Below are 22,305 nucleotides of genomic sequence, written 5' to 3'. Positions count from 1 at the left end.
GGAACCTGAAAGTGTATGTTTTGACGATGACATTATCAACAGAAAGCCCTGCGATAGAAGTATCGCAGGGCTTTCTGTTGATAATGTCATCAGTATTCCCTCTAAAGTAACTCATTCGCCAGGTTTGCCAACTCTGATCGTTCTCCTTTCAGCAGCGTAATGTGCGCATACAAAGGATGGTTTTTGGCGCGGTCAATCAGATAGGAGAGACCGTTGCTTTGGGAATCGAGGTAAGGAGTGTCTATCTGGTATATGTCTCCGGTGAAAACGATTTTAGTGTTCTCACCTGCACGGGATATGATTGTCTTTACTTCGTGTGGCGTCAGGTTTTGGGCTTCGTCCACGATGAAAACTATGTTAGACAAACTGCGGCCCCTGATGTAGGCTAAGGGAGTAATCATCAGCTTTTCCAGGTCCACCATATCCCGGATTTTCTGGTACTCTTTACTTGTCTCAGAAAACTGGTTCTGAATATACTTCAGGTTGTCCCAGAGCGGTTCCATGTATGGGTTCAGTTTAGATTTGATGTCGCCGGGCAGGTAACCGATGTCCTTGTTGCTCAGCGGCACCACCGGCCGGGCCAGGTATATCTGCTTATACTCCCGACGCTGCTCCAGGGCAGAAGCCAGTGCCAGTAAGGTTTTACCTGTTCCGGCCACCCCTTGTACCGTCACAAGTTTTATGTAAGGGTTAGTGAGTGCATGTATGGCAAACGCCTGCTCTGCGTTGCGGGGTTTCACGCCAAAGGCTGTTAATTTGTCTACGCGCTCCAGTTGCTTTTCTGCGGCATTATAAAAAGCTAAAATAGAGCTCTTAAAGCTTTTCAATATAAAGTAATGATTGTCTGCTGGTTTCTCCTGCAATACCTTGTCAGCTTCACACACTCCTTTCTCATACAACTCACTTATCACAGCCGGCGATATGTCTTCTATGGTGTCGTTGCCTGTGTACAGGCCGGCAACATCCTGTATCTTTCCTGTTTCGTAATCCTCAGCGGTAATGTTCAGGGCGCGGGCTTTCAGCCGCAGGTTAATGTCTTTTGTAACCAGCACAATCTTCTTATCCGGCTTCTCCTGTTTCAGGGAAAGGGCGGAGTTGAGGATGCGGTGGTCGTTCTTGTCTCCGAAAATGGTTAAGGCATCTATATCCGAGGTCTCATTCATCAACACTTTAAAGTAGCCTTTGTTTTTTCCGTTGAGGGGAAGCCACTCCTGCAGGCGGTGCTCGGCAGACAGTTTATCTATGAAGCGTATAAACTCCCGGGCCTCAAAATTTTTAATGTCGTTGCCCTTCTTGAAGTTATCAAGTTCCTCTAATACTGTAATGGGAATGGCTACATCATGTTCCTGAAAGTTCTGGATGGCACTGTGGTCGTAGAGGATCACCGACGTGTCCAGCACAAATATCTTTTTGTCGTTAGCTTCTGTTACTTTCGGTTTTGTCTTTGCTGTTTTTTCAGTACTACTCGATTTGGAAACTTTCATGCTGCCAGAGGAGGCAGTGGTCTTTTTGGTAGGGCTTGCCATAGGGGTTGGGCTAAGGGTGAAAACTAAACGTTTTATCTGCTCCACAATGCTCCTGTCTTGTCACGAGTTCTGTTGCTGTTTACGTGATAATGCAAAGGTAGGCTACGCGGCAAATGGAGCTCAGGAGTGCCCCTCGTGTAACAGCATTATATTACACTTTAAGAATAACCTATACAAGGTTAAGTGTCAAAACTTTAGTATAAGCAAAGAAGTATAACTAATAGTTTAGTTAAATAGAAATTATTTTTAACTTTCCTCCAGTTATAGAATTGCTGATGCTTTTGCTTGCTATAAATTATATCTAAAGTAAGTGTTTATGCGCCTCCTCCTCATACTTTCTTTCCTGCTGCTGCCACTGCTAGGGCACGCAAGCCAGACCCAAAAAGGCTTTTGGCCTTTTAGAATCAATCGCTTTGATAAAGAGGGGCTATACCATGGCCGGTGGAAGGTCTACATTAAGGAAGATAAGGTATTAGTTAGGAATGGCCGGTTTAAGCACGGGAGGGAAGTGGGCAGGTGGCGCTACTATTACCCTACAGGAGAACTGATGATGATAGAGCGCTACAAACGAACTCTGGATTACATACAGGTGACGCGGTATAGGAAGGACGGTTCGATAGAGAAGGTAGGACAGGCAAAGCGGGTAGAAGACGACGAGAAAGTACGATACTACTGGTTTGGCGGATGGAAGGTATATGAACCAAGTGGTACCTACTTGCACACAGAGTACTATGAAAAAGGGAACCTGATGTGGCAGTTCAAATAAACTAAACTGTAGTAAGGTTAGCTGAGGGTATAGTATTCTTCCTTCTCTTTATCGTGCAGGCGCAGGTATCCATGAATCACCAGTTTTACAAGTGTGCGATAGGCACGTCGCTCTGAGAGGTTCGCCAGTTTCATGTACTGCTTGAGGGTAATTCGGGGGCTGACTTCCAAGTATCCCAGCACCGCGTTTTCATGCCGGTCCAGCGGCAGGCGCTCAAAAGGTTCGGGCTCCAGCGCTTTGTTCACCATTTTGCTTGTCTGCACGCTGTTGTCTTTCACGCGCACAAACCCTCTCCAGTCATCTTCTTTTACTTTAGCAAAGTGCGGCTTCACCTTACTTTCAGGAACAATTACTTTAAGTATTGTCTTTTTGTCTTCCTCCACTTCCTCATATTGTACCTTCACAGGAGGATCGCAGTAAAAATCAGCAGCTAGCTGCAGTGTGTGCTTTTCTTCTTCAGGGTCGATGCCGGAGATGGTGCCGTTGTCTTTTACTCCTATCAAAATAATCCCTCCCCTTGTGTTGGCAAAGGAAACAAGGGTGCGGGCTATTTTTTCTGGTTGCGTTACCCGTTGCTTAAAATCAACCGTGTCGTTTTCGCCTAATAGTATCAGGCGCTGTAGTTCGTCCATAAATTAGGGAGATGCTGTAAGTATAAACTGTAAATTCGGTTTTTGGTTATGCCGCTCTACAGGAATATATAGAGATATCCTTCAAAGCTATTCAAGTATTTTTTTGTGAAGTCTAATTTAAAAATCATGCTACTTAAGTCTTATTTGTAGGAGCTTTGCAGGAGAAAAGATAGCCTCTATGAATCAGAGGCATAAAAAAAGCGAGCTTTATAGGGCTCGCTTTTCTGTATATGATGTGCTTGCTTAGAATGGCAAATCGTTGTCTGCGTCGCTGCTGTAGAAGGAAGGAGCGTCTTGTTGCGTGGGTGCTCCGGCAGATGCGCCAGGTGTATTTCCACCTGCTGGTTCTAATCTCCATGCCTGCAGGTTTGTGAAGTACATGGTAGTGCCGTTTTTTGTAAATGGCTTACCAGTCAGGTTAAATGTTACCTTTACCTCATCACCATTCTTGAAAGACTCTAACAGGCTGCACTTATCCTGTGTTAACTGAAACTTCACATACTGTGTGTAAGAGCCATCAGGAATCTCCAGCACGAACTCGCGCTTCTTGAACTTATCACTTACCTGCTGCTCCTCAAACGTTTCGTACAGTTTACCTTGGATATCAAACGACATAATTTATGAATTATATAGGTTATCTAGATTAGAACAAAGATAACGATTTTTCCCCTGACTTGAGTCCATTTCAGCACCTAAACATTTACAAAATTTAGGTTAATTGTACCTTTATCTCTTCCTGTTTAAAGCTTAATTGGTTATGCCTTACATTCTTTTCCTAATCATTATCAGGCATTAGATGAAGTCCATTCTGCGTCACTTTTTTTATTCCCAAGAAAGCCGTCGTTTTTTTAAATGAACAGCATCAGGAAGAAAGGCGTAAGGAAAAACAACCAGAACAGAAGATTATTATATACTATGAATAACATAGCTATTGCCATTCATGGAGGAGCAGGCACCATCACGAGAACCTCACTTACACCCGAACAGGAGAAAGCCTATAAAGCCGCCCTAGAGGAAGCAATAGAAATCGGGCATAAACTGTTGCAGGAAGGTAAGCCTGCTATGGAAGCTGTAGAACAGGCTGTTGTGAGCCTGGAGGATAACCCTTTATTTAATGCCGGCCGGGGCTCCGTTTTCACAAAGGAAGGCAGGCACGAAATGGACGCAGCCATTATGTGTGGTAAAACACTTCAGGCCGGAGCCATAGCGGGCGTACAGGGTATAAAAAATCCTGTCAGGCTATCGAGGGCAGTGATAGAGCATTCCGATCATGTGATGCTGAGTGGTTATGGTGCTGAAGAGTTTGCCCGCAACCACGGCTTTGCCTTTGAGCCGGAAACTTATTTTTTTGATGCCTACCGTTACAAACAATGGAGCGAGGTGCGCGATTCAAACCTGTTTATGATGGACCACACCGAACAGCTAGACCAGAAATTTGGAACAGTGGGTGCAGTTGCCGTAGATTATGAAGGAAATGTAGCTGCCGCCACCTCCACAGGGGGCATGACAAACAAGCGCTACAACCGCATCGGCGATACTTCCATTATAGGTTCTGGTACTTATGCTAATAATAGTACCTGTGCCATTTCCTGTACCGGTCATGGGGAGTACTTTATGCGGGCTGTTGTTGCCTATGACGTTTCCTGCCTTATAGAGTACAAAGACTATACACTACAGCAGGCCTGCGAAGAAGTTGTAATGAATAAGCTGGTGAAATTTGGCGGCGAGGGAGGTTTGATTGCCGTAAATGCAGCAGGAGAGGTGGCGCTTCCCTTTAACTCCGAGGGCATGTACCGGGCATACAGGAAAAGCAACGAAGATACTTTTGTAGCCATCTATAAGGAGGTATGATTTGGCTTTGGCTGGAGTACCAGCATAAGAACAATTATAATATAAGTCGCTGAATTCTCAGACTGTTATTCAGAGCTGTCCTTGATTACAAAGATACATCCCTGTGCAGGGATGGACATAAGAGGAGACTTATACCAATTCATATAAAGCTCCTACAATAAATAAGCCATTCCTATTCGTTGGCAAGAAGTGAAGGTGTTTACAGTCTTTGGGTTGAGCGCATTTGGAGATTTTTAGGTGCCGCGGGAGCGGCAGCGTCCTGGCGCAGAAAAACTCCCGGCGCGATGCCTAAAAGAGGGCCCCTACCCCCAAGACGAGGCCCCTCGGCCTGGAGAGCACGGAGCAATAGAAATGAAACAGTAGGTCTGCTGCCGCTGTCCAAGCAACTGCTACGGTAGCTTAGACAGGCCTACATACAATCAATACAATGGAATCCGGTTCAAGAGATTTAGTATTACATAGCAGCAATAAGAGTAACAGATAGGAACTGTGGCAGCTGCAGGTTCTTAGTAGCATCTGCTAATCCTGCACTCCTAATTGATACAGGTTGTGTTACTTGGCTTCAAGCAACTGAGTATGGTGGTAATCTTCTTCGCTTCTGAAGAAGCGGCGGGAGTTGAAATCATATAGGTTGCCTTTTGCCAGCACATGCATCACCATATTTTCGATGGCAACGGGACGGCCCTTTTCTATCTCATGCACGTTAGTGTACTGTACCTCATGGCCATCTACTACCACGACCAGGTTGGAGCCGATGGTTTCAATAATATGTCCTTCTGTGAGCAGCACGCCAGTGTCTTCGCCTAAACCAATGCCCACTGTTTTAGGGTGTGTCACCACTGCTTCCATCAGGCGCCCGAAACGGCCCCTCACTACAAAATGGGTATCAATTATGACGCCTTCAATCAGATTAAGGCCTTCCCCTATTTTAACAGAGCCACGCAGGAGCGATTCCGGCGCGCTGCCGCCTTTAATCATGATCCGGGACATGGCCATGGCCCCTGCGCTGGTGCCGGCTATTACAAAGTCTTCGTGCCAGTAGCGGTCCTTTAAAACCTCCAGGATGTCTGTGTTCAGGAACATACGGGTTATCCGCGACTGGTCGCCGCCACTGAACATGACACCATCTGCTTTTTTTATACGTTTGAGGTAGTCGGGTTCCAGTGCGTCTTCTTCAGTTCGGATGTGCATCAAACCTACATCCTCTACGCCTAAAATTCGGAAAGCACTGAGGTAGCGTTCCCCGACTTCCTCGGGTATCATGGAGGCCGTTGTGATTACTTCTATTTGTGGTTTCCTTTCAGGAATCTCTTGCAGAAACCGCTTCAGAATACCTAATTCAAAAAAATCGAGGTAATATTTCTTCTTTGATCTCGGGTTGGGATACGTTCCTTTGTCTTCGTTTCCGCCTATAGCAATAAGTTTTCCTTTAGGTTTGTCCACGGGTGCTGTTGTAGTTAATCTTTATTTATTGAGTAGCATGCAATTTACAAAACACGCCACCATCCTAATAAGATTACCGCATTAAATAAAATTCGTTTCAAGAATTGCACCTGTAAGAGCCGTTTGCCTCTAGTACAGAGACTTACAAAGTCTGTAATATTCTATACAAGTATATAGATTAATTTATATTTATTATTGCGCAGGAGAAAATTTCAATCAATTTAGCTAATAAAAAATCATATATTAAAACTCCGTCATTGGTGTGTCGTATAGGTGTACATAGGCTGACAAGCCATTCATTTTTTTTAACGCGTAACCTTTTCAAGCTATGAAACTTAATAATTTAGAAGACTTATTGATCCACGAACTTAAAGACATTTACAGTGCTGAAAAGCAGATAACGAAGGCGCTGCCTAAAATGATAAAAGCGACTTCATCTGACAAACTGAAGCAGGCATTCCAGAACCACCTGGAAATGACTGAGCAGCAGATTCAGCGCCTGGAAGGTGTATTCGAAACTATAGGTAAAAAGGCAACAGGAGAAAAGTGCCTTGCTATGGAGGGCATTATCAAAGAGGCTGAATCTATGATGAGTGAGCGTGCAGACGCCAGTGTTATGGATGCAGCGTTGATTGCGAGTGCACAGCGGGTAGAACACTACGAGATTGCAGCTTACGGTACTGTATGTGCCTATGCCAAGCAATTAGGTATGAAAGATGTGTTAAAGCAGCTGTCTATTACTCTTGAAGAAGAGAAGAAGACAGATGAGCTGCTCACCAAAATTGCAGAGCAGGCTATCAATACAAAAGCCGAGAAATAAGCTCCATGCTGATTTGATATAAGAAGGGCTCTGTACCTTCGCCTGGCTCAACCAGCAGCTAAGAAGGTAACAGAGCTTTCAACCTACACAAACTTAAAAAAGAGGCGCAACTCATTATGAGCTGCGCCTCTTTTATTTTCTCTTATTTTAGCAGTTCATCCAGAGTTACTGTGGAAACTGCATGATAATTTGGCCTTGCATTCGCATAAATCGCCAGGGCCTTCTTTTTCCCCTCCGGTGTCTGGATCAACTCCTTGTAAATCGGCACCAGGAACTTGCGTCGGCCAACGTTCGTAAGGAAAGTCTCCAGTGCTTTGTCGGCTGTGGTATAGTTGTTCCGGATAGCATGCAGGAACCAGGCTGCTAACACCTCTGAGTTGCCGGAGTTGGTAAAGTTAAAGGCCTTATCCAGTTCCGCCAACTGCTGCTGTGTCATCTGCTCCGGCAGCATCCGGATAAAGTGCAGCCATTCATGGCTCGACCATTCTTTTGTGTTCAGTTGAGCTGCCGGCTTTCCGCTTTGCCAGCTTTTGTAAGCTTCCTCTACTTTAGCGAAACGGGAGGAGGTAGGCTGAACGAAGTCTGCGGGTAAGTCCGGTGAAAATACCCAGCCCTCCACATTTATTTCTTTAGCCAGCTCTTCGTCTCCTTTTATCAGCTCGGTGCGCAGGAAGTCAAGAAACTTATCTGTGTTCGTACTCTGGAAGGCAAACGTGCTAAAGTATTTGTTCAGGAAAGCATCAAACTTTTCTCTGCCCACGGCTCTTTCAATGTTTCTCAAAAAGAAGTTTCCCTTTTCGTAGGCAATGTCCGTCAGCCCTTCATCCGGGTCGCGCCCCTCGAGGTCTAGCTTCAGGCGGGTGTCCTCGCTGCCAGCCCCTAAGTCATTAATGGTATTGGTGAGGTCCTGGTGGCCCAGCACGTTCAGCATATCTGCATATTCTTTTCCATAGAGCTCTTCCATAATGCGGCGCTCAAAGTATACTGTAAATCCTTCGTTCAGCCAGAAGTCGTTCCAGGTGCCGTTCGTGACAAGGTTGCCGCTCCAGCTATGCGCCAGCTCATGTGCTATCAGGCTGGTGAGGGAACGGTCCTTAGCCAGCACAGTCGGCGTCACAAAAGTAAGGCGCGGGTTCTCCATTCCGCCAAAAGGAAAAGAGGGCGGCAGCACCAGCAGGTCATAACGGTCCCAGCGGTACTTGCCGTACAGCTTCTCGGCTGCCACCAGCATCTTGTCCATCTCTGCAAACTCGTAAGCTGCCGCTTCTATTGTCTCAGGCTCAGCATAGATGCCCGTCTTTTCTCCAATCTCACGAAAGGTCATATCACCCACCGAAAGGGCCATCAGGTAAGAGGGGATAGGCTGCTTCATCTCGAAGGAGTAATTGCCGGTATCGTTTTTCTTTACCGGGTTTTCCGCACTCATCACGGCAAGCAGTTCCTTTGGCACTTTTATGTTCGCATTATAGGTGATGCGGATGCCGGGGCTGTCCTGAATCGGAATCCAGGTGCGGGCTAGGATGGCCTGCGACTGCGTGAAGAGGAAGGGGTGCTGCTTGCCTGCCGTTTGCTGTGGGTTTAGCCACTGCAGGGCAGCCGCATCCGGGGAGGTTTTGTATTGTATGGTTACTTTTTTAGTGTCAGGCTTGATTTTCACGATAAGTGGCTGCCCCAGTGTTTGGTTGCCTTCGCCCAGACGGAAGGTGGTTTCTTCCATTTCCTCACCCAACAAAACTTTTTCTACCTGCAGGTTGCGGGTGTCGAAGATTATCTCGTCTGTACCTGTTTTATTCTCAATGTGGTAAGCTGCCTGGCCGCTGAGCACCTTTTGCTCAAAGTCAACCGCAATGTCTAGGTCAAGGTGCTTTGCCACAGCCTCTGCGGGCTTTGCATAACTGTGCACGTCAACAGGGGCTGCCTCAGCAGCGCTTTGTTCTTTTGTCATAGATAAATCGTCTTTAGCAGGTTGCGTAGAGCAGGAGGCAAGTTGCAGACTTCCGGCCACCCCCAGCCCCAGTATGCATCGTAGGTATACGTTCATTTTTTACTTTTTTTCTTTTAGGTGTAAGATAGGCATAAATGCCAACAGAGGAAATCAGAAGCAAAAGTCCGGCCATTGCGCCTGTTCCTGGCTGTTAACTAATTTGTCTTCAGTGGTGTTATTATGTAAAATGGCATTGGCTTTGTTAGTATAACAGTAGCTGGGAAAAGGGAAGGTATACTAGGAGAAGCTATCCAGAACTTTTTCATTCATTTTGGAGTACATAAAGCTGAAATGCTAAATCTAAACGAATAAGAAGTTTTTAATATAATTATTCAAAGACTGTTTTAATGTTAACTTTAACCGTCTTCTCTTCAGCATCGCAATAAAAGCACGTAAATTATCTATACCATAAAATGAACCCTTATTTAAAGAAATATCTGGCTGTACCGTTACTGGCAGCACTGAATGTGGCAGGTATGAATAGCTGTAACAACTCCTCTTCAGAAGGAGGCGAAGGTGCAGTATCTGACCTCTTTGGTGGTAAAGAATTACCGCAGGCCACAACAGATAGTGTGTTTGTATACAATTACATCAAGGATAAGCCTGCATTTAAGCAGCACCAGGATTTTATGTTCCTTTTCTACGGGGACCGTGACTACAACCTGGCTTGGTTCCGTGAAAATGAACTAGTGCCCGAAACAGATAAATTTCTGGAGGCTGTGGAAGGATCCGATAAGGAGGGGTTGCAGCCAGACAAATACCGCGTCGTGGACATCGAGAAAATGATTGCGCAATACAGGCAGATGGAGCCAAAAGATTCTTCCAGGCTTGAGTTGCAGAAGGAAATAGATGTCGCCCTTACCGCTTCTTATTTCAATTATGCCTCTGATTTCTACAGGGGCCGCATTGACCCGCGCCAGGACGATAACGTGAAGTGGGATGTAAAGAAAAATAAGATTAAGCTACACAAGGCGCTTCAGACAATTCTGAAAGAGCGGGAGAGTACATACCCCTATTATGAGTTTGAAGCCCTGCATGCCGGCTACACACGCCTTAGGGATAAGCTACAGGAGTATCGTGCCCTGCAGGACGCGGGAGGATGGCCAAAAATAGAACTGGGAGACAAAAAGAAGCTGCAGCAAGGGGATTCTGCTGATGCAGTGCTCACCCTGCGCAGGCGCCTGAACCCTGGCCAGAATTACAATGCCAGTGACCCGAAGTTACGGGTTTTTGATGAAAAACTTGCCAAGCAGGTGAAGCAGTTCCAGATGCTGCACGGCATGAAAGAAGACGGTGTTGTAGGCGGAAATACACTGGCTACCATGAATGTTCCTGTGGAAGAACGCATCAACCAGATTATGATCAACATGGAGCGCTGGCGCTGGATACCGAAGCGCATGGTGCCAAAAAGCCTGGAGCAAAAATACATCTGGGTAAATATTCCGGAATACAAGATGTATATCTACGAAGACCCGGATGATGACCCGGATGCTGAAAGGGAGTATAAGAAGGTGATGGACATGCGCGTGATTGTAGGTAAAACCATGCACTCTACCCCCATTTTCAGTGACAAACTGGAGTATGTGGTGATGGCGCCTTTCTGGAACGTGCCCAATACCATTATGGCTGCTGAAATAAAGCCGAAGATGCTGAGCAATCCGAGTTGGCTGGCCTCGCAGAACATGGAAGTGGTAACGAAAGAAAAGGATCCAAAGCCAGTTTCTCCTTACAGTATCGACTGGGCCAGCGTAACGGAAGAGAACTTCCAGTACCGTGTGCGCCAGAAGCCAGGGCCGAAAAACTCGCTGGGTATGATCAAGTTCCTGTTCCCGAACGAGTATGCTGTTTACCTGCACGACACTCCTGCTGATGCACTCTTCAGCCAGACTAACCGTGACTTTAGTCATGGCTGCGTGCGGGTGGAGTATCCGGTGGAGTTGGCCAAATACCTTTTAAAGGATATGCCGGAATGGAACGAGTCCCGGATAAGAAGCACCATGACGAGTGGTGAGGAAGAGTGGGTAACTCTGCCCTCCAAGGTTCAGGTATACATCGTATACTTTACCAGTTGGGTGGATGAGCAGGGTCAGATACATTTCCGGGAAGACCTGTATGGTCACGATAAAAAGCTGGCACAGGAGTATTTCGGTTAAATTAACTGAATTTATACTATAAGTGGCTGTGGTCTCTGTTTCATTGACAGAGACCACAACTTTTTAAAGCAGGGTATTGACATCGCTTACCAGAACGGCAAGGTGCAAGGCCCTAAAGTTTACATAAATGAAGTTATATGAAAAGATATTTTTTAAGAGGATGCCTGTTCAGCTGCTATCTGCTCCTCTGGAATTGTAGCCCTTCGGAGACAGCTGATGAGGAGGCCGTAGCGACTGAAGTAATAGCACAAGATACTACAGATGATAGTATAAGCGCACCTGTTGTAGAAGTACCCGACAACACCCTGCAGCCAGTGCAGGAAATTACGCTGCATGCCATAGGCAATACACAGGAAGATATGGCTTACAAAGAGGACACGCTGGAGGTGACAGCGCAGTCTTTGGTGAACCTCACCTTCATCAACGAAGGGGTGGATATGCCTATGATGCACAATGTGGTGTTTACTACTCCAGACAAATACAAACAGGTGGCTATGGCCGCTGCCGAAGTTGGCGCTTCGGGCAATTATGTACCCAAAAGCCCTGCTGTTATTGCGGCATCACCTATGGCGCTGCCCGGGCAGACAGTAGAGTTGGAATTTACGGCGCCAGCAAAACCAGGGTATTACGATTTTGTGTGCACCTATCCGGACCATTGGCGTAAAATGCACGGAACCCTCCTCGTGAAATAGACAGTAAAGAATTCATACTACAGGCCAGTAGGAACTGCTTTGAATAAAGCATTCCTACTGGCCTTTTTTATTTCTTCCTCTTGCATTCCTGGCCCTCATGCAACCTGAATAGTTAAAGTACTATTTCAGAAACATCCGCTGAAATGGCAACTGACGCCTACTGTTTCAGGCCTAATCTGTCATAGTTGAGTACGTCACAGTCTAAGGTGCTGAAAGTATCAGACCTGCTCTACCAGGTTAAAAGGTTGAAAAGTAGCCGATTGTGGATAACTCGAGTTATCCACAAATGCGTCATTTTCCACTGCCATAGTGTCATAAATTCTGATTAAGTACTTTTTACTTGATAGAAATGACTTATAAAACTATCACAAAATAAGCTGTTCAGGCTGGATTATTCGCTGTAATAACAGGCAGTTAGTGCTGTTATAAATGATTTAGTTTACGAATGTATATACAATTGTAAACACCACCAGCAAGAGCATTTTTTATATTTTATAACCTCTTTATTATCAATAAGTTACATACTATTATATAAACATTAAGTATATTTTAGCCACAAGAACAAATAAACGGTTGCTATTCTTAAAAAGCTTTGGTATGTTACAAATGTATATACAATTGTAAACTCAAATTAAACTGATATGGTAGAGCGAATACGGCAGCTAATGGAGTACAAGGGCTTTACTTCTACACAACTAGCTGACTACATAGAGGTACCGCGGGCTACAGTCAGCCATATACTCAGCGGCAGAAACAAACCCAGCCTGGATGTGATGCTCAAAATCATCAGCTGCTACAGAGAAGTGGCTGTTGACTGGCTGTTATTTGGCGAAGGAGAGATGCTAAAAAGGTTAGCCTCAGCAGCTAAGCCTGAAAAGGCGGTAGTTTCAGCTGATGAAGTAGTGTCTCAACCTCAGAATGAAAGTCAGAAAGAGTCGCCCCCACCTGAAAAAGTACAAGAATCCCCAACTGTTGTTAAGAGGGCCGCAGCAGAGGGGAAAGCCATTGAGCAGGTAATGATTTTCTACACCGACAAGACGTTTACCGCTTACAACCCAGGCGCTTAAAGAGGAAATGAATGGGGAAAGTACGGGAAAGATCTGCCTCAGAAGTTGATCTTTCAGCCAATTAAAAGGGTATGATGCGGATTGATATAAACTTTTATCCTTTTTGAAATAAAGCACATGCTCCTGCTTTATAACCTGAGGCCCTTCATACAAGTAAATGATAATACAACTATAGCTGCATCAGAAGCAGCTTTGTTCACTTAGCACTATGGAGAAGATACTGAGCAAATTCAAGTTTGCTTACCATTACATCGTCAACAGCATTGGCTTTTACCCTACACTGATATCAGTGTTCTTTTTCGCTTTAGCCCTGTTCATGCTTTACCTGGAGGCACATGGTTTAAGTTCAAGGTTCAAAGATAACCTGCCTTTTATGATCATCACCAATGGTGAGACGGCAAGGCTGATACTAAGTTCTATCACAACAGGCATCATCTCTCTCACTGTGTTTTCATTTACCATGGTGATGCTGGTGCTGAACCAGGCGAGCAGCAATTTTACCCCCCGTGTTATACCTGGTTTGATTTCCTATAAGTCTAATCAGCGGGTCTTAGGTCTCTACCTTGGCACGCTCATCTACACCTTAGTTATTATGGTGAATGTGCGGGCCGAGTACTATAATATCTCCCTTCCTGGCTTCTCTATTTTTCTGGCCATGTGCTTTACCATTGTATGCCTGGGCTTCTTTGTTTACTTTATTCACTCTATTTCGCAGTCCATACAAATCGAAAGCATTTTAGAAAGCATACATGGGGTCACCCACGGAGGTTTGTCGGAAGAGATAAAGAAGGACAATGGACTGGGTGTGCCGAATATTTTTATTACCGACCATACGTGGCACGTTTTAAAAAGCCCTACAACAGGTTACCTGCAAAGTCTGGATGAGGATGCCGTACTGGAGGTATGTAAAAAATACGATGTTGTGCTGGATTTTAATCAACCCCTCGGCAGCTTTTTAATAGATGGTGTTCCCTTCGCACGTGCGAACAACCTCCTGAAGAACAAAGACGCCTTCACAGATGAGTTTTTTGACCTTGTGGATTTTTATAGGGAAGAGCGGCCAAGCGTTAATTATTTATTTGGCTTTAAGCACATCACAGAAAGCGCAGTAAAGGCGCTGAGTCCCGGAATAAATGATCCAGGGACGGCGATTAAAGCGATTGACTACCTCACTGATTTGTTTGTGCTCCGGATGCAACTAACTGACCAAAAAGTGCTGTATGATGACAAAGGGGCTGCCCGCATCCGCTTTCAGCACGAAACGTTCGAAACTTTGTATGCCATAACGCTGAGCCCAATCCGCCTCTATGGAAAAGGCAGCAGTGTCATAGTGCTGCGGCTGTTGTTTTTGCTGCGTAGCCTGCTATACAAAGTGCAGGACTATCCGCATTTAAAGCCGGTACTTTATAAGGAGGCTGAATTGCTGCTTTTTGATGCAGATGAAGAAATCAAAAACCCAGGTGATAGGCAGAAGATAAACTTACAAGTGCAGGAGCTCAACAAAATGAACGTTTTACTCAATCAGTTGCCCTTGCTTCAGGTGAAGATGTAAGCGTTTTTAGTGAATTTGTTTACTTTTTTGCCGGACGTCTTCTTCATGTATGTGCTGAGACATCAGTATTTGAACTAAGTCATAACCAGGCTGCAGAGAGCTTATAACTTTGCCTGAGCCTATTTTTGTCACACAGACAAAATTCATAGCAGGTATCAACGTTGTACCTGTGCCTTATCCAACTATATATCATGCTTCTTAGAGCCCTCAGGAGAACGCTGGATCATGTTCTCAATATACAGCACCAGACAGACGAGGAAGGCACCATTCGGGAAATTTACGATAAAATACCGATCCGGGGAAATAATACTTGGATGCTGATTTGTTCCGCCATGCTGGCCTCCATCGGCCTGGACACTGGTTCCGGCGCTGTCATTATCGGAGCCATGTTAATATCGCCGCTCATGTCGCCCATCCTAGGCATAGGCTTATCGGTAGGAATCAATGACCGGGAGATGCTGGTTGCTTCGGCAAAAAACCTTGCACTGGCGGCGGCGGCCGGATTGGGGGTGAGTTTTCTTTATTTCAGCATAACTCCATTGGGAGAGCCAACGAATGAGATACTGGCCCGGACGCAGCCAACCCTGCTGGATGTTATGGTGGCTTTCTTCGGTGGTGTGGCAGGTATTGTTTCTGTTTCCCGTTCCGACAGATCGAATGCCATACCGGGTGTGGCCATCGCCACTGCCCTGATGCCCCCGCTGTGCACGGCCGGGTATGGGCTGGCGCTGGGGCGTTTCGATTATTTCCTTGGCGGGTTTTATCTCTTCTTTATCAACGCGGTCTTTATTTCCCTTTCCACTTTCCTGATTGTAAAGTACCTGCATTTTCACATCAAGCACTACGTGAACCAGGAGAAGGAGCGAAAAGTTGCCCGTATCATGGCGGTGGTGCTGGTCATTGTGGTTTCCCCGAGTATATATTTCCTGTATAATATTTATAAAGAAGTACAGACAAAAAAGCAGATTGAGAACCTGGTGATCAGCGATTTTACCTCCCGCAACAATGAGATAATTAAATGGGAGCTACAGCCGGCAGACTCACTGAACTACATCAAAATTTACAGCGTCGGGAAGCAGGTGGATGAGAACCTGGTGACGCATTACAACAGCCTCCTGAAGGATAACGCTCTGGATACCTACCGGGTGCGGCTGGTGCAATTGGATGTATCGCCGGAAGAGGTGGAGCGCATCGCCTATGACGTTACGAATAACCTGAACCGTGATTTAGTTAAGACGCTTGAGCTGCAAAAGATACAGGAACAACGCTCAGACTCCCTTCAAAGAAAGAGAAGCCGCTACACCCCCGGCAATGCCACCACCGACCTGAAGCTGCTCTTTCCGGAGATACAGCAAGTGCAGGTGGGGGAGATGGTTACTGCCCCGGATGCAGTAAAGCCCGATACCATGATGCTGGTAATGATTGATTGGCGGGCTAAGGAAGGAACACAGAAGCAGGCGCAGAGGTTAGAGGCCACTAAGGTTCGGGAGTACGAGTCACGGATAAAAAATTTCCTGGCTACGAAGCTGCAGCGGGACTCAGTACAGATTGTATCCACTTTCTAATAAGCAGCATGAGCAGCTTGTGCGGGTTAGGCATCGGTATACTTTTCCCGTATATTGATAAAATCAGGCGCTGGAAACTTATTCATGACACCAAAAGCAAAAAACAGCTTTAGACATAAACTTTACACCATCATTTTCGAAGCCGAAACCACTGCCGGTAAGGTGTTCGATGTTGTGTTACTGCTACTCATCCTGTTGAGTGTGCTTGTGGTTTGTTTGGAAAGCATAAAAGAGCTGGCAATAGCATATCTGCCATTTTTCCGTTCGGTAGAATGGTCGTTCACTATTATTTTTACCATAGAATACCTGCTGCGCATTTACAGCACACCGAAACCAAAGCGCTATATCTTTTCCTTTTTCGGAATTGTAGATTTCCTGTCCATTATACCAACCTACTTAAGTCTTATACTGGTAGGCAGCCAATACCTGTTAGTAATACGGGTACTGCGGCTGCTCCGTATTGCACGTATTTTTAAGCTCACACGGTTTATCGATGAAGGGCAGGTGCTGTCGAAAGCGCTAAAAGCAAGCATGAACAAGATTATGGTTTTTATTGGGGTAGTGCTGTTAGTAGTAGTGATAGTTGGTTCCCTGATGTACGTGATAGAGGGGGAGGCAAGTGGATTTACGAGTATACCTAAAAGTATCTACTGGACGATTGTCACCCTGACCACCGTCGGCTACGGCGATATTGCGCCAGCAACCCCGCTCGGGCAGATGCTCGCCAGCTGCATCATGATCATGGGCTACGGCATCATTGCAGTGCCCACCGGCATTGTATCTGTAGAACTTGCTCGGTCAGACCGCGAGACTGCTGCAACCCGCGTGTGTCCAAACTGCCACGTGGAAGGCCATCCGGCAGACGCAAACTTCTGCTTTAACTGCGGGCATATGTTCTGAGTCTCCGAAAAATGTATTATTAATTCCCTCCATTACGGCACAACAAATCGAGGTATGTTCAGTGGCAGCCTTGTCAGGAGCTCATAGTTGAGCTGAGAGCTCAATTCGCTGAAAGAGGCAACAGAAATGCTCTGATCTCCCTGCTTACCAAGTAGTACCACTTCATTCCCTTTTTGAACGCCTGGTATATCCGTCACATCCACCATCATCACGTTCATGTTCACAATACCGACGACACCAGCTTTCAGCCCCTGTATCAGTACCTGCCCCTGGTTGCTGAGGGAGCGGCTGTAGCCCCAGGCATAGCCCACAGGAATAACCGCTATCTTCATGTCGCGAGGTGCCTGGTAGGAGGCGCCATAGCCTATATAATCCCCCTGCGGCACATGCTTCAGGCTCATAATGCTGCTTTTCCAGTTGATGAGCAGTTTCAAAGGATCTTGCTGCATGTCATTCCGGCTCATATAGTCCGTATACATTTCAGGGCTGGGCCAGAAGCCATACTGCATAATGCCCACCCGCACCATGTCCATGTGTGTATCGGTGTAGCCCATCATGGCTGCCGAGCAAGCCGTATGTATTTGGCTTGGCGTTAGGCTACTTTCCTGAAAGCTTTTTCTTAGGGCGAGAAAGTTTTTTTGTTGCGCCAGTATGCGGTGATGGTTTTCGGAACTTTCAGCCCCTGCGTAATGCGTACAAAGCCCCTGCAACTGCACATACTGCCGGTGCTCGTGCAGCATCTCTTTTAGCTGGTGGAGTTCGGCAGGGTCAAAGCCTGTGCGGTTCATACCAGTTTCCAGTTCTATATGTACTTTGGCTTTTTTGCCTGCCTTTCCGGCTGCCTTAGCCGCTTCCAGCAAGCGCTCTGGCTCGAACACAAAAAACTCGATGTCATGCTGAATAGCCCATTCCAGTTCCGGATTGTCCAGGAAACCCATAATCATGATAGTGGCTGGACTGGGAAGTGACTCCTGTAGCCGCAGGGCCTCATCGGCACTGAATACTGCGAAGTGCGTAATGCCACAGTCTTGTGCCAGTGGCCCAAAGACCTCAATGCCATGCCCGTAGGCATTGCCTTTGATCACAGAAGAAAGCTGAACCTGTGGCCCAATCTGCTGTTTAATGAAGTTGATATTATTATGAAGTGCTGATTTACTTATTTCGATATAAGACGAATGGAACATAGTAGCTTATGCGCTCAGGATTTCTTTTGAAATGTGATAAAAAATGGCTGCACCTGTTGGAATGAGTTCGTCCGGGAAGTCGTAATCGGAGTGGTGCAACTGTGGCTGCGATTCGCCGGAACCGAGTCCGAATAAAGCTCCCTTGTACTGGCGGGTGAAGTGGCCAAAATCCTCAGACCATCTGAAGGGATGTTCAGCTTCCTTCACTTCTAGGTTTAACCTGGCAGCTGATCTCTGTACCACTTGCACCGCCTCCGGGTGGTTTACAGTGGCCGGGAACTCTTCGACAAACCTGAGCTGGTAACTTAAACCATAGCTTTTCGAAATGGTTGCTACCGCCTGTTGCGTCAGGGTTTTAAGCGTTTGAAGATCAGCCGGCAGGTAGGAGCGTAGTGTGGCCATAACAGTAGCAAAGCCAGGGTTGGTGCCAAAGGCCACTTCTCCTAATCTGGCGTGGATGACGGTCAGCAGCGTGAGGTCCTGGAACCTTTCTTTTTGCCGAATGATTTGGTTGAACTCCAGAACAATTTCAGCCATTGCCTCTCCGGGGTTCATGCCTTTTTCTGGTTCAGCTGCATGCGATGACTTCCCCTGCAACTCTACTACTATGCCCGTAGAGGCAGCGGCAAATACTCCGGGCCGTACCACCACCTGGTGTATGGGCACCCCCGGCAGGTTATGCAGGGCAAACACATAATCTGGTTGTAATGATTGAAAAGCTTCCTCCTGCAATACAGCCAACGCACCAGCGCCTGTCTCTTCCGCCGGTTGGTATAGCAGTATGACCTTACCTTTCTCCGGTTTATGATGGTGCAGCAGGCTTCCTAAAGCAGTCAATATCGTCATATGCCCATCATGGCCGCATTGGTGGCCAACACCGTCCCGAATTGATTTATAACTTTGGTCATTTGTCTCTGCTATGGGCAGAGCATCCAGTTCTGCTCTGAAAAGCACTACTGGTCCTTCCGGGTTTTTGCCATGGAAAACAGCTGCAACGCCTGTTCCTCCCAGTCCAGTTAGAAGCTGATCCGGATTGTACTGTTGCAGGTAGTGGACAATACTTGCTGCTGTTTGGTTCTCTTTTCCTGACACCTCCGGGTGTTGGTGCAGGTCGTGTCGGAGTTTTAAAAGCGAGGGGAGATTTTGCAGTTTGTCCTGGAGCATGTTAAATACTTAAGGTGATAGGCAACGCATCCTCTGCAGACTGGTTGCTATGGCTAAGGTACGGAAACTTCAGCTTTGGGTATGAGAGGAGCTCATGTGGCAGAGCTGTCGTTTATAAGGCTGAGGCGCTATTATTACCAAAGCCATTGGTATTCTACCGAATGAGCCTACATAAAACAACATATAAAGCATTTGCAAAAAAACATCCTGCTCTACTATAGCAAAGAGTAGAACAGGATGTTTAACAATGCATTTTGTGATGTCTTACCTTATCAAAGGCAAATATTTGGCGCGCATAAACATAAACACACCGTAACAAATCAGGCCCAGGGCAACGGCACCGAGCAGGTAAGAGCCATAGGAAGCTTCTTCAAGAAAAGCGAAAGCCTTGCTGCTGCCACCTGCTGCCTGCGCGTTCGAACTTAACGCTGCCTGAAGGAACATATAGCCAATAACAAGCCACACAATGCCCCGTGCCATATAGCCTACTTTTCCAGCACGAATCATCATGTCTTCGACTTCGCTTTTAAGACCAGTGCTCCTGATCTCTTTCTTATACTTCTCAGAGTAGCCATAGTAAATCTGGTAAATTCCGGCTATAATAATACCCACGGCCACTATACCTGCAAGCCACTGCCCAAATGGTTGCTGCAGCAGTTCGCTGGCGAGTGTTTGGCGGGAATCACCACCGCTTCCGCCGCCGTTGCCGAGCGCCAGGTTTGCAGCCAGGTACGCAAGACCAGCATAGATCAAACCGCTGAAAGCATACCGGATTCGTTTAAATGTGCCTTTCGCGTCAGAGCCGACCCGGTTGGTGTCTTGTATGGCCTCAATAAATCGCCAGATGGCATAGCAGGCCAGACCCAAAGCCACCAGGCCCAGCAGCCATTTGCCGTAAGGCTGCTCCAGTATAAACTGGAAAACACTCGATCTGTCGGCGCTCTGTGCAGATTTCCCTCCAATCTCGAAAGCAGCCATAAAAGCAATAATGCCAACGAGGCAATAAACTACCCCTTTGGCAGTAAGCCCTACCCGGGCAAAATTCTCTACCCAGGATGGAGGGGCGGACGGTACATGAGTTGAAATATCAGCCATATTAGTTAAATTGATTTTCATAGTTTCTATCTCTTACTTTATAAATGCTTTTTTCGTTGTATAGCTTTATACCTATACGCTATATAGCCTTATACGAACAAACAGCAGATATGAGGATTGAAAGCTCTGATACAGCTGTTCCCTTGTAATCCTCGGCTCCGCAATAAAATGTCAGGGTACAACAGGAATCAGAAACATATTCATCTTTAAGTCTCAACTCCTGGCTGCGGACTATATAATATGCACTTCTTCTTTTTCTAGCAGATTTAAGCCTAAAAAAGCCCTGGCTTTCATGTAAAGCCAGGGCAGTCAATTATTCTAAGTTTATGGTCACAAGGGAAGTCTCTCCTTCATAAGTGGATAAGGGCAAAGATGCTATAAATTTCTGAACCGTTTCAATGCTTCTTCCTCCAAACGTTCGCGATGGTCAGGGTGTGCAATGCCAATGAGCGCTTTTGCACGTTGGCGCAGGTTCTTGCCATATAAATAAGCTACACCATACTCCGTTACTACATAATGCACGTGCGCGCGCGTTGTCACTACGCCAGCTCCTTGGTTGATGAATGGTGTGATACGGGAAATACCTTTGTGCGTGACTGAAGGCAACGCAATGATAGGCTTTCCTCCTTTGGAAAGCGCGGCACCCCGCATGAAGTCCATCTGCCCGCCAATGCCGGAGTACTGGTATGTGCCGATAGAATCGGAAACCACCTGCCCGGTTAAGTCTATTTCGATGGCACTGTTGATGGCTGTCATTTTCGGGTTCGTTCTGATTATGGTCACATCGTTCACATAATCTGTCCGCAGCATCGTGATGAGCGGGTTGTCATCTACAAAATCGTATAGCTGGCGGTTACCAACTATAAAGCCGGTGGCAATACGGCCCGGGTGTTTCTTTTTATGCTCATTCGTGATAATGCCTTTCTCGACCAGTGGCAGTATGCCGTTCGAGAACATCTCGGTATGGATGCCCAGCCGCTTGTGGTTTGTCAGGAAGCCCAGTACGGCATCCGGGATACCACCAATGCCCATCTGCAGCGTGGCACCGTCTTCTACCATCTCAGCAATATACCTGCCGATGGTTTCCTCGGCACTGCTTATTTTCTGGCTGTAGTCTACTTCCGGTAGCGGCTCATTTACCTCCACCAGCGCATCAAAGCGACGGGTATGGATGAGGGCATCGCCGTGTGTGCGCGGCATCTGTGGGTTTACCTGCGCAATCACATGTTTCGCACTCAGCACTGCTTCCCGGGCGATGTCGACCGATACTCCCAATGAGCAAAAGCCGTGGCGGTCTGGGGGTGAAACGTGTACAATGGCCACATCAAGGGGCATGATGCCACTGCGGAAGAGTTTAGGAATTTCGCTCAGGAAGATAGGCACGTAATCGCCCCGGCCACTGTTTACTGCTTCCCGTACATTCGCAGATACAAAAAGTGAATTGATGTAAAATGAATCGCTGTGTTTTGGATCAGCCACGGGCATGTCTCCAAACGTGGTGATGCTAACCAGTTCTACATCGCGCAGTTCGTCAGCGCGTTCTGCTAGTTTTTGAATCAGGTAGGAGGGAGTGGCAGCGCTTCCGTGAAGGAACACCCGGTCTCCGGAGTTGATGACGGCAAGTGCTTCTTCTGCAGATTTATAATTTGTTGGTTTGATATACATAAAGCAATGTTTTTACTATAGCTATACCCTATAAACGGGGGGTATGTTTAATGATTTGTACTTCTGCTTGCGATGCTGAAAGCTTCGTTCTAAATTTGTTTCATGTGATAGGTGCAAACCTACTGGTTCAGCGGTGATGGAAAAATGATGTTTGTCATTAGTAGAGGAGGAGTTGGAGGAAGGAAATTAGTACATGTGATGATCAGCTTAAGGAGCTTTTAGCTTTAACCTATTCTGTCATTTCGA

18 protein-coding genes are annotated in these 22,305 nt (G+C 46.5%); 9 read left to right on the top strand and 9 right to left on the bottom strand.

Annotated elements, in window-relative coordinates; genetic code table 11:
* Positions 1-101: 101 nt before the first annotated feature.
* On the bottom strand, positions 102-1,484 hold the full coding sequence (locus tag ACFS7Z_RS02375; RefSeq protein ID WP_377480649.1) for a PhoH family protein: 1,383 nt from the start codon (positions 1,482-1,484) through the stop codon (positions 102-104).
* A gap of 358 nt (positions 1,485-1,842) precedes the next feature.
* Between ACFS7Z_RS02375 and ACFS7Z_RS02370 the strand changes: the two genes are divergently transcribed.
* Positions 1,843-2,292, top strand: a complete 450-nt coding sequence (locus tag ACFS7Z_RS02370) for a hypothetical protein (protein WP_377480298.1) — start codon at positions 1,843-1,845, stop codon at positions 2,290-2,292.
* A gap of 17 nt (positions 2,293-2,309) precedes the next feature.
* Here ACFS7Z_RS02370 and ACFS7Z_RS02365 read toward each other — a convergent pair whose 3' ends face one another.
* Together ACFS7Z_RS02365 and ACFS7Z_RS02360 are read right to left on the bottom strand one after the other, a co-directional pair.
* Entirely contained in the window at positions 2,310-2,924 is a 615-nt protein-coding gene (locus ACFS7Z_RS02365; RefSeq protein ID WP_377480295.1) for an AlbA family DNA-binding domain-containing protein, read from the bottom strand.
* A 243-nt stretch (positions 2,925-3,167) separates the two neighbouring features.
* Positions 3,168-3,539 (bottom strand): DUF3127 domain-containing protein, encoded by a 372-nt coding sequence (locus tag ACFS7Z_RS02360; RefSeq protein ID WP_377480292.1) that lies wholly within the window; start codon positions 3,537-3,539, stop codon positions 3,168-3,170.
* 300 nt (positions 3,540-3,839) lie between these two features.
* On the opposite strand from ACFS7Z_RS02360, the gene ACFS7Z_RS02355 reads away from it, so the two are divergent.
* On the top strand, positions 3,840-4,775 hold the full coding sequence (locus ACFS7Z_RS02355; RefSeq protein WP_377480288.1) for an isoaspartyl peptidase/L-asparaginase family protein: 936 nt from the start codon (positions 3,840-3,842) through the stop codon (positions 4,773-4,775).
* 552 nt (positions 4,776-5,327) lie between these two features.
* On the opposite strand, the gene ACFS7Z_RS02350 is transcribed toward ACFS7Z_RS02355, so the two are convergent.
* Positions 5,328-6,218 carry a cyanophycinase gene (locus tag ACFS7Z_RS02350; protein ID WP_377480285.1) on the bottom strand — a complete coding sequence of 297 codons (891 nt, stop codon included), beginning with the start codon at positions 6,216-6,218 and terminating at the stop codon, positions 5,328-5,330.
* Between the two features lie 328 nt (positions 6,219-6,546).
* On the opposite strand from ACFS7Z_RS02350, the gene ACFS7Z_RS02345 reads away from it, so the two are divergent.
* On the top strand, positions 6,547-7,038 hold the full coding sequence (locus tag ACFS7Z_RS02345; protein ID WP_377480282.1) for a YciE/YciF ferroxidase family protein: 492 nt from the start codon (positions 6,547-6,549) through the stop codon (positions 7,036-7,038).
* A gap of 142 nt (positions 7,039-7,180) precedes the next feature.
* Here ACFS7Z_RS02345 and ACFS7Z_RS02340 read toward each other — a convergent pair whose 3' ends face one another.
* Positions 7,181-9,079, bottom strand: coding sequence for a M1 family metallopeptidase (locus ACFS7Z_RS02340; RefSeq protein ID WP_377480279.1), 1,899 nt, complete (start codon positions 9,077-9,079; stop codon positions 7,181-7,183).
* Between the two features lie 356 nt (positions 9,080-9,435).
* On the opposite strand from ACFS7Z_RS02340, the gene ACFS7Z_RS02335 reads away from it, so the two are divergent.
* From ACFS7Z_RS02335 to ACFS7Z_RS02310, 6 genes are all read left to right on the top strand, one after another.
* Entirely contained in the window at positions 9,436-11,175 is a 1,740-nt protein-coding gene (locus ACFS7Z_RS02335; protein WP_377480276.1) for a L,D-transpeptidase family protein, read from the top strand.
* Positions 11,176-11,312: 137 nt separating this feature from the next.
* On the top strand, positions 11,313-11,867 hold the full coding sequence (locus ACFS7Z_RS02330; protein ID WP_377480273.1) for a plastocyanin/azurin family copper-binding protein: 555 nt from the start codon (positions 11,313-11,315) through the stop codon (positions 11,865-11,867).
* Between the two features lie 641 nt (positions 11,868-12,508).
* Positions 12,509-12,934 carry a helix-turn-helix transcriptional regulator gene (locus tag ACFS7Z_RS02325; protein WP_377480270.1) on the top strand — a complete coding sequence of 142 codons (426 nt, stop codon included), beginning with the start codon at positions 12,509-12,511 and terminating at the stop codon, positions 12,932-12,934.
* Positions 12,935-13,142: 208 nt separating this feature from the next.
* A complete protein-coding gene (locus ACFS7Z_RS02320; protein ID WP_377480267.1) occupies positions 13,143-14,486 on the top strand; it encodes a DUF2254 domain-containing protein in 1,344 nt (447 codons plus the stop codon).
* A gap of 191 nt (positions 14,487-14,677) precedes the next feature.
* Complete coding sequence (locus ACFS7Z_RS02315) at positions 14,678-16,051, top strand: TIGR00341 family protein (RefSeq protein WP_377480264.1); 1,374 nt, start codon at positions 14,678-14,680, stop codon at positions 16,049-16,051.
* Between the two features lie 84 nt (positions 16,052-16,135).
* On the top strand, positions 16,136-16,951 hold the full coding sequence (locus ACFS7Z_RS02310) for an ion transporter (protein ID WP_377480261.1): 816 nt from the start codon (positions 16,136-16,138) through the stop codon (positions 16,949-16,951).
* Positions 16,952-16,983: 32 nt separating this feature from the next.
* Here the strand turns inward: ACFS7Z_RS02310 and alr are convergent, their stop codons facing one another.
* The 4 genes from alr to ACFS7Z_RS02290 all read right to left on the bottom strand — a co-directional run bounded on the left by alr (position 16,984) and on the right by ACFS7Z_RS02290 (position 22,059).
* Positions 16,984-18,135 carry an alanine racemase gene (gene alr, locus ACFS7Z_RS02305; protein ID WP_377480258.1) on the bottom strand — a complete coding sequence of 384 codons (1,152 nt, stop codon included), beginning with the start codon at positions 18,133-18,135 and terminating at the stop codon, positions 16,984-16,986.
* 6 nt (positions 18,136-18,141) lie between these two features.
* A complete protein-coding gene (locus tag ACFS7Z_RS02300) occupies positions 18,142-19,299 on the bottom strand; it encodes an amidohydrolase (RefSeq protein ID WP_377480255.1) in 1,158 nt (385 codons plus the stop codon).
* A 264-nt stretch (positions 19,300-19,563) separates the two neighbouring features.
* Entirely contained in the window at positions 19,564-20,415 is an 852-nt protein-coding gene (locus ACFS7Z_RS02295) for a DUF1206 domain-containing protein (protein ID WP_377480252.1), read from the bottom strand.
* A gap of 354 nt (positions 20,416-20,769) precedes the next feature.
* Positions 20,770-22,059: an acetyl-CoA hydrolase/transferase family protein gene (locus tag ACFS7Z_RS02290; protein ID WP_377480249.1), complete on the bottom strand. Its 1,290-nt coding sequence runs from the start codon at positions 22,057-22,059 to the stop codon at positions 20,770-20,772.
* Positions 22,060-22,305: the final 246 nt, after the last annotated feature.

The organism is Pontibacter toksunensis (assembly GCF_042686245.1).
In the GTDB taxonomy this organism is placed as follows: Bacteria; Bacteroidota; Bacteroidia; order Cytophagales; family Hymenobacteraceae; genus Pontibacter; species Pontibacter toksunensis.
This window is presented reverse-complemented; position numbering and strand designations above follow the sequence as displayed.

Bases quoted from the DNA above. Each gene is read 5' to 3' on its own strand.
- ACFS7Z_RS02310 (WP_377480261.1), top strand. From the start codon at position 16,136: ATGACACCAAAAGCAAAAAACAGCTTTAGACATAAACTTTACACCATC.
- ACFS7Z_RS02320 (WP_377480267.1), top strand. From the start codon at position 13,143: ATGGAGAAGATACTGAGCAAATTCAAGTTTGCTTACCATTACATCGTC.
- ACFS7Z_RS02365 (WP_377480295.1), bottom strand. From the start codon at position 2,924: ATGGACGAACTACAGCGCCTGATACTATTAGGCGAAAACGACACGGTT.
- ACFS7Z_RS02360 (WP_377480292.1), bottom strand. From the start codon at position 3,539: ATGTCGTTTGATATCCAAGGTAAACTGTACGAAACGTTTGAGGAGCAG.
- ACFS7Z_RS02315 (WP_377480264.1), top strand. From the start codon at position 14,678: ATGCTTCTTAGAGCCCTCAGGAGAACGCTGGATCATGTTCTCAATATA.
- ACFS7Z_RS02375 (WP_377480649.1), bottom strand. From the start codon at position 1,484: ATGAAAGTTTCCAAATCGAGTAGTACTGAAAAAACAGCAAAGACAAAA.
- ACFS7Z_RS02300 (WP_377480255.1), bottom strand. From the start codon at position 19,299: ATGCTCCAGGACAAACTGCAAAATCTCCCCTCGCTTTTAAAACTCCGA.
- ACFS7Z_RS02345 (WP_377480282.1), top strand. From the start codon at position 6,547: ATGAAACTTAATAATTTAGAAGACTTATTGATCCACGAACTTAAAGAC.
- alr (WP_377480258.1), bottom strand. From the start codon at position 18,135: ATGTTCCATTCGTCTTATATCGAAATAAGTAAATCAGCACTTCATAAT.
- ACFS7Z_RS02355 (WP_377480288.1), top strand. From the start codon at position 3,840: ATGAATAACATAGCTATTGCCATTCATGGAGGAGCAGGCACCATCACG.
- ACFS7Z_RS02325 (WP_377480270.1), top strand. From the start codon at position 12,509: ATGGTAGAGCGAATACGGCAGCTAATGGAGTACAAGGGCTTTACTTCT.
- ACFS7Z_RS02295 (WP_377480252.1), bottom strand. From the start codon at position 20,415: ATGAAAATCAATTTAACTAATATGGCTGATATTTCAACTCATGTACCG.
- ACFS7Z_RS02340 (WP_377480279.1), bottom strand. From the start codon at position 9,079: ATGAACGTATACCTACGATGCATACTGGGGCTGGGGGTGGCCGGAAGT.
- ACFS7Z_RS02335 (WP_377480276.1), top strand. From the start codon at position 9,436: ATGAACCCTTATTTAAAGAAATATCTGGCTGTACCGTTACTGGCAGCA.
- ACFS7Z_RS02330 (WP_377480273.1), top strand. From the start codon at position 11,313: ATGAAAAGATATTTTTTAAGAGGATGCCTGTTCAGCTGCTATCTGCTC.
- ACFS7Z_RS02290 (WP_377480249.1), bottom strand. From the start codon at position 22,059: ATGTATATCAAACCAACAAATTATAAATCTGCAGAAGAAGCACTTGCC.
- ACFS7Z_RS02370 (WP_377480298.1), top strand. From the start codon at position 1,843: ATGCGCCTCCTCCTCATACTTTCTTTCCTGCTGCTGCCACTGCTAGGG.